Here is an 11,653-nt window from a genome sequence, read left to right as displayed (position 1 = left end):
GCTTGCGCGCGATCGCGCGCAAGCGCGCTCCTACAGGGGGTTTGAATTACTTGAGGTAGTTGAAGAGGGACAGGTTCTGCATCTTTACGTAGGCCTGCTGGGCTGCATCCAGCGCGGTCTGCTGCTGCGAGAACTTGCTGGCGGCGCTGGCGTAGTCCAGGTCCTGCAGGCCGGACAAGGTGGTGTCGTACTGCAGCTTCATGTCCGAGCCCAGGCTGGATTGCTGGTCCAGTGTGTTCATCCGCGCGCCGATCTGGGTGCGCGTATTGAGAAAGTTGCCGGCGGCCTGGTCGAGGTTCTGTAACTGCGCATTCACCGCGTTGTTCATCGGCGCACCGCCGCCCGGCGTTTCGAACGCCGTGATGAGGTTGGCCACGGTAGAGAACACATCCTGTGACGATGAGGGCGTGACCGAGAAGGAATCCCCGGCCGCCGGCGCACCGGTCAGGTTGATCTGCGCCCCGTTGAAATTGATGACACCCGATGATCCGGTGTAGGTCCCGGTGCTCACGGCCGGCCCGGTTGGATCCGCCGCGTCATGGATCTCGTAGTTCGATGCATCAGTAAACGTGATGGTGTAGCTACCGCCCGTCCACGCCGACGCATCGGTAACGGAGGTGGCACCAATCACGCCGGTACCCGTGTTCGCCGCACCCGCCGCAGTCTGGAAGGTTCCGTTGCCACCCTTGATCGACATGAACACGTCATCGCCGCTGTCGCCGGTGGCGACCTGCAGGCCTGCGCCGGCCGCGACCATGCGTTGGCCCTGGTCCCCCGAATAGCTAACGTTCAGGCCCGACTGCGTGAATGGCTGCGCCGAGGTGCTGTTGCCAGCGAAGACGTATTCGCCCTGCCCGTCCTTCGTATTGCCCAGCGCGACGAGCTGCTGCAAGCTCTGGCGCAACTCTGTCGCGATCGACTTGCGCGACTCATCGGTCTGTGTGCCGTTGCTACCTTCAAGCGCAAGCGTACGGATACGGTCGAGAATATCGGACGCGTTCGAGATCGATTGTTCTTCGACCGAAAGCCGCGTCGAAGCCATGTTGATGTTGCGCGAATACTGGTCGTTCTGCGCGCTGGCCGAGTTGACGTCGACCGCCCGCGCCGCGGCGGCGGGGTTGTCCGACGGACTCTGCATCGCTTTGCCGTTGCCAAGCGCGAGCTGCGTCTGCGACAGGTCGTACTGCCGGTTCAGCATCTGGTTGACGGACTGTTGCTGCTGCCAGGTGGTGGAGATGCGCATGATCAGCTCTGCACGGCGGAAAGGAGGGACTGGAAGATGGAGTTCGCCGTGGTGATGACCTGGGCGGACGCCGAATAGGCTTGCTGGAACTTCAGGAGGTTGGCCGCCTCCTCATCCAGGTTCACGCCAGCGACGCTCTGCTGCGATGCCGTGGCCTGGTCGAGGATGCTTTGCTGCGCACTGAGTGCGGTATTTGCTGAAGCACCTGCCGTGCCAACCTGGGCGATCAGCTGGCTATACGCCTTGCCGACCGTGGTCACGCCGTTATCGAGCACGCCGACGTTGGCGACGTTGGCTAGGGCCAGCGCATTACCGTTATCGCCGCTGGAGCTGCCGGCTGGCTTCACGCTGAAACTGTCGTTGATCGCCGGCTTGCCGGTCAGCTTCAGCGACCAGCCGTTCCCGGTGATCGTGTCACCCGAGGTGTAGTTCTGGTCCGGGCCGCCATCGACGCTATAGGTGTTCGCCGAGGTAAAGACGATATTGACCGGTGTCTTGAAGTTCGCATTGGTCGGATCGGTCACCGTCAGGCCGCCGAGCACACCGCTACCCGTATTGCTCGATGCCTTACTGGCCGCCAGCGGGCCCGACGCGGCGATCTTGTTGGTGTCGCTGATCGCCACGCTGATCGACGATGCCGCGTTGCGGGTCGGCTGGATCTGGAAGGAATCACCCGCTGCCGCACCCGGGGTCACGATGACCTGCATGCCGCCGACCACGAACGGATCGCCCGCGACACCGGTACCGGTCATCGGCACGGTCACGCCCGCGGTCGTCGCCGCCGACCACTTCACGCCATCGAAGCGCATGATGTAGTCGGAGCTGCCCAGCTTGGAGACGTCGGAGACCACGGCCGAGACCGTGCCCGTACCCGTGTTCTTCGTGCTGTTGAACACAGCGGGGTCGGCGATATTGAACATGTTGCCGCCGGCATCGCCATTCAGGTCGATACCCTGCGCGCTTTGCTTGTTCACCGCACTGGTCAGCGCGATGGCGGCACGACCCAGTTGGTTACGTGCCGGATCGAGCACATTGGTACGGAAGTCGAACGTGGCACCCAGCGAGCCCGAACCCAACTGACTCGAAATCACGGCGCCCGACGGATCGACTACTTCCAGTCGCGATGAGTCGTACTGATTGGCAGCCGTCGCCAGCTTAGTCGAATTGGTGCCGTTGACCAGCGGCAGGCCGTTGCCCACGCTGACCGTATACATGTGGTCGCTGGTCTGGGTGACGCTGACACCGACGATCTTCGAAAGATCGGCCACGGCTTGGTCACGCTGGTCAAGCAGTTCACTCGGCTCGGCGCCGTTCGCGTAACCCTTCTGGATCTGGCCATTGAGGTTGGCGATGTTCTGCGCCAGCGTGTTGATGCTGTCAACCGCGCCGCTGATCTGCTGGTTGGTCTGCCCATCCAACGACTGGAACTGGGTGGACAACGACTTGAACGTTGAGACCAGCGAGCTCATCTGGCCGATCAGGGCCTGGCGGCTTGCCGTATCGACCGGCGCGTTGGCCACGTCGCTTAGTGCGCCAAAGAAGCTATCCAACGAGGTTTGCAGGTTGGTCGAACCGCTGACCACATTGTTGACCGAGGCGGTCAGGCTGGCGTACTGCGCCGCCCGGCTCTGGCTCGAGTTCGCCGACCACACCTGCTGGGTGAGGAACTGGCTGTAGGCGCGCTGCACGCTGGTGGCATCGGCACCCTGACCAACGTAGTAGCCACCCTGGAACTGCGGTGCGCGCGCATTGAAGCCCGTCACCTGTCGGCTATAGCCGACGGTGTTCACGTTACTGATGTTGTTGCCCACGGTCGACAAGCCGACTTGCGAGGCAAGCAGGCCCGAGATACCGGTGGAAAGCAGGTCAGCCATCGTCGTTTCCTTTTCTTCTCTTCACCAGGCCCGTGGTTACAGATCTGCCGCGATGTGCTTAAGCGCGGCAAGCGCCTGCTTCATCACCGGGCCATTCGCGATATCGGTCAGCTTCTGCGCGTAGCTCGGGTCCGTGGCGTAACCGCCCTGGGTGAGCGCATGCGCGAAGCCGGCGATATCGTCGCCGCGGCCGACCGCCTGCGCGTAGCGCGGGCTGGTGGCGACCATGTCGGCGTAATCCTTGAACGAGTCAGACGGCGAGTCGTACGCACGGAAGCTGTCCTTCTTGCGCACAGCCACGCCGTTTTCGTATTCCAGTGTCGGCACGTTGACGCGCTTGCCATCCCAGCTACTGCCCGCCTTGATGCCGAACATGTTGAAACTGCTGTTACCGCCCTGGGCCGGCATATGCTTGCCCCAGCCGGTCTCGAGCGCGGCCTGTGCGAGCAACGCCCGCACGGACACACCTAGCTTCTTCGCCGCCTCGATCGCGTGCGGGGCGAACTTCTCGACGAAGTCCTGCGGGCTATCGATGGAACCCACCGCATTAGCCACGGCGGAGGCGCCCTTCCCCACGGCCTGACCAGCGCTGCTCAGCATGTGCTCGAGCGAGTTCATCAGGCCGCTGTCTTGGTCCGACTTCGAGGACACGGCATCCGAGGTCGATGCAGAACCGGTCACGCCATCGAACAAGCCGTTGGCGCCGCTTGCGCCAGCCGTCGAGGCATTACCGCCCAGCTGGCGGATCAGCATATCGGCGATACCGATACCCTTACCCTGCGACAGCGTGACCGACAGCTGGTGGTCGAGCATGTCGCGGTACGAGTTAGCCTGGCTGGAACCCATGATGTCGTCACTGCCCATGGCGGCGCTCGCATCACGCATGGACTTCAGCATCATCTGGGTAAAGATCGATTCGAACTGTTTGGCGACGGTCGGCAAAGCCGACTTCGAATCTTTCTGCGCGGCCGTACGCAGGCCGGCAAACGCGGACATGTCCGCGTAGGTGCCAAGGCGCTGGTTGTCGACCGCGGATGTCATGTCAGATCACCACCAGTTCCGCGCGCAGGGCGCCGGACTGCTTCAGGGCCTGCAGGATGGAGATCAGGTCGCTCGGCGAGGCACCGACCTGGTTCACCGCGCGGACGATCGAATCCAGGGTCGTACCCGGACCAAACTTGAACATGTGGCCGCCGTTCTCGCTGACCGCGACCTGGCTGCTCGGCACCACGGCGGTCTGGCCGCGACTGAACGCGCCCGGCTGGCTGACCTGCGGCTGTTCGCTGATCGTGACCTGGATGGAACCATGCGCCACGGCGGCGGTGCCGACCCTGACTTCAGAGCCGATGACGACCGTGCCCGTGCGCGAGTTAACGATGACGCGTGCCGGTGCATCGCCCGGGGTCACGTCCAGTGCCTGGATCGTCGCCAGCCAGGACACGCGCTGCGACGGGTCCAGCGGCGCACGTACCGCGACCGAACCGGAATCGATGGCGTTGGCGGTGCCTGCGCCAAAGTTCTGGTTCACGGCCTGGGCCACGCGGTTGGCCGTCATGAAGTCGGCGGTGTTGAGGTTGAGCATGATATCGCCGCCCTTGTCGAACGACGTGGCGACGCTGCGTTCAATACTGGCACCGCCAGGGATGCGACCGCTGGCGGAGATATTCACCTGCACGCTCGAGCCGCTCTTGCCCTGCGCACTGACGCCACCGACCACGACACTGCCCTGCGCAATCGCATAGATCTGTCCATCGGCGCCCTTCAGCGGCGACATCAGCAGTTCGCCGCCGCGAATGCTCTTCGCGTTGCCGATGGAGGCCACCGTCACGTCGATCTTCTGGCCTGGCTTGGCGAACGGCGGAATCTCGGCGGTGATGGTGACGGCTGCGGCGTTCTTCAGCTGTGGACGCACGTTCGCCGGCACGTTCACACCGAACTGCTGGAGCATGTTCTCCAGGCTCTGCGTGGTGAACGGGGCCTGGCTGGTCTGGTCGCCACTGCCATCGAGGCCGACGACCAGGCCGTAACCGACCAGTTGGTTGCTGCGCACGCCACCGACCTGCGCGAGGTCGCGGATCTTGTCGGCATGAGCCGGCAGGATCGCGAACAAGGCCAGGACGGCAACGGCCGTGCGAGCGATAACGCGGAGACGGGCGATGGCGGTCTTCATCAGAACGGCATCCATTTCGAATCGAAGAAGCGCGACAACCAGCCGCGTGTATTCGAATCGGCGAGCGTGCCCTTGCCGACGTATTCGATCTTGGCATCCGCAACGCGGCTGGACAGTACGATGTTGTCGTTGCCGATATCCTGCGGACGCACGATGCCGGAGATACGGACGAGTTCCTCACCCTGGTTGATTGTCAGCCACTTTTCGCCCTGCACGACCATCGCGCCGTTGGTCAGGCGCTGCGCGACCGTTACCGTGATTTCGCCGCTGAGCGCATTGCTCTGGCTGGACGAACCATCGCCATCGAACGAGTTGTTCGAAGCCAGGCTGCTATCGGCGACGCGACCGCCTACCTTCAGGCCATGCCCAAGGATCGACGGCGCGGTGATGCTGTTGCCGTTCTTCTTGCTGGTGCTGGTCGCGGCCTTCTTGGTGGCCTGCGTGCTCTCCACCAGGGTAATCGTGAGGATGTCGCCGATGCGGTGCGCACGCGGGTCAGCAAACAGTTCCATCGACTGCTGATCGGCATAGATGGAACCGGTCGCCTGCGCCTGGGCGGGCGGAGCGATCGGCAGCGTGGCCGTGTACATGGGCTTCGGCGTCGGCGGCACGATGGCGCAACCGGTGAGGGCGGCGAGTGGCAACGCGGTGAGGACGAGGCGTACGTGCAGGCGATTCATGGCGTGAGTCATCAGGTTTTCTGGGTGATGAACTGGAGCATCTGATCCGCCGCCGACACGGCCTTCGAGTTCATCTCGTAGGCGCGCTGGGTTTCGATCATGTTCACCATTTCCTCGACGACATTGACGTTCGATGATTCGAGGGCGTTCTGCTGGATATTGCCGAGGCCATTCAGGCCGGCCGTCCCCGTCTGCGGCGTGCCGCTGGCGGTGGTCTCCAGGTAAAGGTTGTCACCGCGCGGCTCCAGGCCCGCGGGATTGACAAAGTCAGCAAGCTGGATCTGGCCTACCGTCTGCGATACCGACGAACCCTGGGTCGTGACGCTGACCGTGCCGTCGTTCCCAATGGTGACCGCCGTGGCGTTTGCCGGGATGTTGATCGCGGGCTCGATCGGGTAACCATCGTTGGTGACGACCTGGCCATCCTGGTCGCGCTTGAGCGAACCATCGCGCGTATAGCCCACGGTACCGTCCGGCATGGTGACCTGGAGGAAGCCGCGGCCATCGATGCGGACGTCGAGCGGGTTGTCGGTCTGCTGTGAACCGCCCTGCTCGAACATCTTCTGGGTGCCGACCACGCGTACACCGGTACCAATCATGAGGCCGGTCGGCGAGGTCGTCTGTTCGGTCGTCTGGCCACCGGCCTGCCCGCGGTTCTGGTAGGCAAGGTCCTCGAACTCTGCACGCGCGCGCTTGAAGCCCGTGGTGTTGGTGTTGGCCAGGTTGTTCGAGACGACATCCATGCGCGTCTGCTGCGCATCGAGGCCGGTCTTGGCGATCCAGAGGGACGTGAACATCTGTGACTCCTGCGCGCTTGGCGCCTGCTATGCCGCGACGGTTTTGCGTCGCGCGGCGGTGGTTACCCCACCTGTAGCAATTTCGATGCCGACTGCGCGTTTTCGTCGGCCGCCTTGATCGATCGGACCTGCATTTCGTATTCGCGAGAGAGCGAAATCATCTTCACGAGCACTTCGGAAGGGTTGACGTTGCTGGATTCCAGCTCGCCAGAGACGACGCGCACGTTGGCGTCAGCCTCGGCCGGATTGCCATCGCGCGTATGCATGAGGCCATCGGCGCCCGCCTGCAGTTGGTCGTCACCCGGGTTGACCAGCTTGATCCGGTCGGTAGTAGTAAGCGTATTCGGCGACTGGCCAAGCGGCACGACGGAAATCGTGCCGTCGCTGCCGATCTTCACACTGGATGCTTGGGGAATCGTGATGGCGCCGCCGCCACCCATGACGGCATTCCCACGCATATCCGTCAAAAGACCGTCGGCGTCGATGCGCAGGTTGCCAGCGCGCGTATAGCCTTCGGCGCCATCCGGGGTCTGCACGGCGATCCAGCCGTTGCCCTGCACGGCGATGTCCAGGTCGTTACCCGTGGCCATCTGGTTGCCCTGGGTCGTATCGAAACCGATGCCCTGGGCCACGCCGTTGATACGTGTCTGCAAGCCATCGCCCTGGACCGGCAGGCTCTGGAACGCCGACAACTCGGCTTTGAAGCCGGTGGTATTGGCGTTGGCCAGGTTGTGTGCGACTTCCGCCTGCGCACGCATGGTCTGCGTGGCGCCGGTCATCGCGACATATACGGAACGGTCCATGGCGGGTTTCCCTGCGACAGCCCTTGGAGCGGGCGACCTTCACGGCCGCCCACTCGCATGGGACTTAGTTGCGGATGTTGATGATCGTCTGGGTCAACGTGTTGTCGGTCGAGATGACCTGGGCGTTGGCCTGGTAGTTGCGCTGCGCCTTGATCATGTTGACCAGCTGGGCGGTCAGGTCGGCCGTGTTCGAGGCCTCGAGCTGGCCGGACTGGATCTGGCCCATGTCGCCGGAACCCGCCGTACCACGCACCGGCTGGCCAGAATCGGCCGAGGCGGCCCAGTTCGTGTCGTTTAGCTGGCGCAGGCCCTGCGGGTTGGCGAACGTCGCCAGCGCGACCTGGCCCAGCGCGACCGAGTCACCATTGGTGTACTTCGCCGACACCACGCCCTCGGACGACACGTCGATCGCCGAGAACTTGCCGGCCGGGTAGCCGTCATTGGTCGTCGCCGTGGTCGAGGCCGCGTCGCCGAACTGGGTGACCTTGCTCATATCAAGCGTCAGGTTCAGCGGGTTGGCGCCCGGGTTGGGCGAGACCGCACCGAAGTTCAGCTTGCCGTTGGCTGGGGTCAGGATGGCGCCGCCGCTGTTGAAGGTCATGGCCTGCGGGGTGCCCGCCTGGGTGCCATCGACAGTCATGTAGGCCTGCCAGCTGTTGGAGCCCGCTGCGTCCTTCGCGTAGTAGACGTTCACGGTATGTGCCGCGCCCAGCGAATCGTAGGCCTGGAACGTGGACATCGAGTTATACGAGGTGTCGTCCTTCGGATCGAAAGTGGCGTTGGCCGGAGCCGCGGCGCTGGCCGAAAGGTTGGCTGAGATGCCGATGTTCGTGCTGGCCTTGGCCGCGGAAGTACCGGAGGTCAGCTGAAGATCCTGCAGGGCGCTCTGGTCGAAGCCGCCCGACGCGGTCGGCGGGTACACCTGGAGGTGCTGGCCGGTCGAGTTGACGACAAAGTTGTTGTCATCCGGATGGAAATTACCAGCGCGCGAATACGAATAGCCGGCACCGTCGCGCAGGGTAAAGAACCCCGTGCCGCTGATGGCCATGTCGTACGAATTGCCCGTCTGCGACATGTTGCCGTTGCTGAACTGCTGGGCGATGTTGGTGACGCGCACGCCGTTGCCGGCGGCCGTGGCCGAAAGGTTCTGGCCGGCCAGCGAATACACCTGCGAGAACTCCGCACGCGAGCCCTTGAAGCCCACGGTGCTGGTGTTGGCGATGTTGTTGGCGGTGACTTCCAGGTCCGTGGAAGCGGCGTTGATGCCGCTAAGGGCGATATCGAAAGGCATGGAGGGATGTCCTCGGTGGGATTACAGGATTTGGGCGATCTGGCTGAGCAGGGCGCCGCCGTAACCGGCCACCTGCACGTACGTACCATCGGTTCCGGAAGAACCGACGCCTTCCACCTTGCCCTTGACGAAGGTGTCAGCTGCCGTCGTGCCGGAGGTGGCGGAGATCTGGTAGGTGCCGTCGACGAGCTGCGTGCCGTCGTCGGATTTGCCATCCCAGGTGAACTGCTGCAGGCCAGCGTCCGGCTGACCCATGGGAAGCGTACGCACGACCTTGCCCGAGCTGTCCTTGATCGTGACGCTCACGTAGGTGCCCGAGGTCGGCACGTTGACGGCGCCGGAAAGCGAGCCATCGGTGAGCTTGCCGGCGTTCGACGGGATCAGCACATCGGTGCCGACCAGCGAAGCCGCGCGGACGAACTGGTCGCCGGTGAGGTTGGACGAAAGCGTATCGAACGAGGTCTGCAGCTGCTGGGTGGCGGCCACCTGCGAGAACTGCGCCATCTGCGCGACCATGTCGTTGGCGTCCATCGGCTTGGTCGGATCCTGGTTGGTCATCTGGGTGACCATGAGCTTCAGGAAATCGGACTGGTCCAGCGTCTGCTGCTGGAGCTGCGACGAGGTGGACTGCGCGGAGCTGCTGTTGTTGCTGGTGCCGTTGACGGTAGTCATGGATCGGGCCCTTATTTGCCGAGGTCGAGCGTCTTCTGCATGAGCTGGCGTGCGCTGTTCATGACTTCGACGTTGTTCTGGTAGGAGCGCGACGCGGAGATCATGTTGACCAGCTCGTCGACCGGGTTGACGTTGCTCTGCCACACGTTGCCGTCGGCATCCGCCATGGGGTTCGACGGCTCGTAACGCGCCTGCACGGGCGCCTGACTCTCGGTGATGCCCATGGCGCGGACACCCTCGTTTTCCATCTGGCCGTTGACCATGGCCTGCACTGACGAAAACATCGGCTGCTTGGCGCGGTAGGCACCCGCTTCGCTGTTGGCCACGCTATCGGCGTTGGCCATGTTGCTGGCGGTGGTGTTGAGGCGGGCCGATTGCGCGGCCATGCCCGAGCCGGCGACGTCGAAGATCTTGAGCAGGCTCATGAGCTGCCTCCGGTGATGGCGGTGCGCATCATCTTGATTTGCGCGGTGATGAAGCTCAGCGACGCCTGGTAGTGGATGGCGTTGCCGGCGAACTGGGCCTGCTCGATCTGCGTATCCACGGTATTGCCATCCATGGACGGCTGGGTGGCGGCGCGGTAAGCGAGCTTGTCGGCGTCGGCCATGGCATAGGCGGGGTTGCCGCCGATGTGGCCGGACTCGGTCGCCGCCATGGGTAGCTGGTTGCCATCCAGCGCGCCGGTGGCCGCAGTGAGGGCCTTGCGGAAATCCACGTCACGGGCGAGGAAACCCGGCGTGTCCGCATTGGCGAGGTTCGACGAAATGATTTCCGCACGGCGCTGCCACAGGCTGAGCGCCTGCGGGTGCATGCCGAGTAGCGGATCCGGTTTGTCGATCATGGGCGTGGCCCCCTCGTGGGTCTTGACCCGTGGGGATCAGCAAGACGCGTGCCACACGCTGGGCTGGAACGAGAAACGGCGCCGTAGCGCCGTTTGGGGGGGGGTGAGCTGGCTTCGTGCGCCCGGGGGTGGCGGTTTTCTGGCGCAGGTGGGCGACGGGGCTTCGACACTAAGGCCTTCGCTTGCACCCTATCGCGCGCAAGCGCGCTCCTACAGGGCTGAGGCGGGTGGGGTTAGGCGGGGAGGAGTTCGAGGACGGCGGTGGCCAGGATTTCTGGCTGGAACTTGGCGATGAAGCGATCGGCGCCGACGCGGGCCACCATCGCCTCATTGAAGACGCCGCTCAGCGAGCTGTGCAGCAGTACGCGCAAGCCACGGAGCTGGGCGTCCTCGCGGATCGCACGGGTCAGCGCGTAACCATCCATCGACGGCATCTCGATATCCGATACCACAAGATTCACCCGCTCGGTGGCCGGGCCTGCGGCCAACTGGCGGAGCAGTTCCAGGCCTTCGGTGCCGTCCTTCGCCAGCAGGCATTCCAGGTCGAGCTTGCGGAACAGGTCAGCCAGCTGGGTACGTGCCACCAGCGAGTCGTCCACGACCAGCACCCGGCGATTGCCGCCCTGCTGGACATGCGCGGCCTGCTGGACCTTGTCGGAGATCTCGACCTGCTGCGGGTTCACCGCGGCCAGCACCTGCTCCACGTCCACGATTGCCAGAAGGTCGCCATCGAGCCGGGTCACCGCGTTCACGCGCGCACCGTAGCCCAGGGCCGGCGGCGGCGCGGCCATCTGCGCGCCATCCACGTGCACGATCCGGTCCACGTCGGACACCAGGAAGCCCTGCACGGAGCGGCTGAACTCGGTAACGATAAGGTGGGCGGCATCCACGGCCGCGAGCGGCGCATAGCCCATGGCGGCTGCCAGGTCGATCACGGGAATGGTCTGCCCGCGGTAGTCGAAGCTGCCAGCGACCAGCTCATGCATGCTCGGCATCCACTCGAGCCGTGGCCGACGCAGCACTTCGCGCACCTTGAACACGTTGATGCCGAACGCCTGCCGGTCACCCAGGCGGAACAACAGCATCGCCACGCGGTTATGCCCCGCAAGGCGGGTGAAGGTTTCCACGGTATCGAGAAGCGGACGGGCCATGCTGCGCTAGCTGCTTTAGAAGGTGTCCCCTCCCATATCGGCGCCACCGGGCAGTTCTTTAAGCCGCCCCGCCCCTTGTAGGAGCGCGCTTGCGCGCGATGGGCTCGCCGCGAGCACCCATCGCGCGCAAG

At 64.1% G+C, this 11,653-nt stretch carries 12 protein-coding genes; all 12 read right to left on the bottom strand.

What is annotated here, in order from left to right:
• Window positions 1–46 precede the first annotated feature (46 nt).
• Window positions 47–1,243 (bottom strand): flagellar hook-associated protein FlgL, encoded by a 1,197-nt coding sequence (gene flgL, locus VGN46_RS02515; protein WP_331640281.1) that lies wholly within the window; start codon window positions 1,241–1,243, stop codon window positions 47–49.
• A 2-nt stretch (window positions 1,244–1,245) separates the two neighbouring features.
• On the bottom strand, window positions 1,246–3,117 hold the full coding sequence (flgK, locus tag VGN46_RS02510) for a flagellar hook-associated protein FlgK (protein WP_331640280.1): 1,872 nt from the start codon (window positions 3,115–3,117) through the stop codon (window positions 1,246–1,248).
• Between the two features lie 36 nt (window positions 3,118–3,153).
• A complete protein-coding gene (flgJ, locus tag VGN46_RS02505) occupies window positions 3,154–4,158 on the bottom strand; it encodes a flagellar assembly peptidoglycan hydrolase FlgJ (RefSeq protein ID WP_331640279.1) in 1,005 nt (334 codons plus the stop codon).
• 1 nt (window position 4,159) lies between these two features.
• Window positions 4,160–5,287, bottom strand: a complete 1,128-nt coding sequence (locus tag VGN46_RS02500) for a flagellar basal body P-ring protein FlgI (RefSeq protein WP_331640277.1) — start codon at window positions 5,285–5,287, stop codon at window positions 4,160–4,162.
• Window positions 5,287–5,979 carry a flagellar basal body L-ring protein FlgH gene (flgH, locus tag VGN46_RS02495; RefSeq protein WP_331640275.1) on the bottom strand — a complete coding sequence of 231 codons (693 nt, stop codon included), beginning with the start codon at window positions 5,977–5,979 and terminating at the stop codon, window positions 5,287–5,289. The genes VGN46_RS02500 and flgH overlap by 1 nt, the downstream gene beginning before the upstream one ends.
• Entirely contained in the window at window positions 5,979–6,764 is a 786-nt protein-coding gene (flgG, locus tag VGN46_RS02490; RefSeq protein ID WP_331640273.1) for a flagellar basal-body rod protein FlgG, read from the bottom strand. The genes flgH and flgG overlap by 1 nt, the downstream gene beginning before the upstream one ends.
• Before the next feature lie 62 nt (window positions 6,765–6,826).
• Window positions 6,827–7,567, bottom strand: coding sequence for a flagellar basal-body rod protein FlgF (gene flgF / locus VGN46_RS02485; protein ID WP_331640271.1), 741 nt, complete (start codon window positions 7,565–7,567; stop codon window positions 6,827–6,829).
• A 64-nt stretch (window positions 7,568–7,631) separates the two neighbouring features.
• Window positions 7,632–8,858 carry a flagellar hook protein FlgE gene (flgE, locus tag VGN46_RS02480; protein ID WP_331640269.1) on the bottom strand — a complete coding sequence of 409 codons (1,227 nt, stop codon included), beginning with the start codon at window positions 8,856–8,858 and terminating at the stop codon, window positions 7,632–7,634.
• Between the two features lie 21 nt (window positions 8,859–8,879).
• Entirely contained in the window at window positions 8,880–9,530 is a 651-nt protein-coding gene (locus VGN46_RS02475; RefSeq protein ID WP_331640267.1) for a flagellar hook assembly protein FlgD, read from the bottom strand.
• 11 nt (window positions 9,531–9,541) lie between these two features.
• Window positions 9,542–9,955 (bottom strand): flagellar basal body rod protein FlgC, encoded by a 414-nt coding sequence (flgC, locus tag VGN46_RS02470; protein WP_331640264.1) that lies wholly within the window; start codon window positions 9,953–9,955, stop codon window positions 9,542–9,544.
• Entirely contained in the window at window positions 9,952–10,371 is a 420-nt protein-coding gene (gene flgB / locus VGN46_RS02465) for a flagellar basal body rod protein FlgB (protein WP_331640262.1), read from the bottom strand. Before flgB ends, flgC begins: the two co-directional genes overlap by 4 nt.
• A gap of 233 nt (window positions 10,372–10,604) precedes the next feature.
• The gene (locus VGN46_RS02460; RefSeq protein ID WP_331640260.1) at window positions 10,605–11,522 is read right to left on the bottom strand and encodes a chemotaxis protein; all 918 of its coding nucleotides are present in this window, start codon (window positions 11,520–11,522) and stop codon (window positions 10,605–10,607) included.
• Between the last annotated feature and the right edge of the window lie 131 nt (window positions 11,523–11,653).

Origin of the sequence: Luteibacter sp., assembly GCF_036500425.1 — a bacterium.
In the GTDB taxonomy this organism is placed as follows: Bacteria; Pseudomonadota; Gammaproteobacteria; order Xanthomonadales; family Rhodanobacteraceae; genus Luteibacter.
This window is presented reverse-complemented; position numbering and strand designations above follow the sequence as displayed.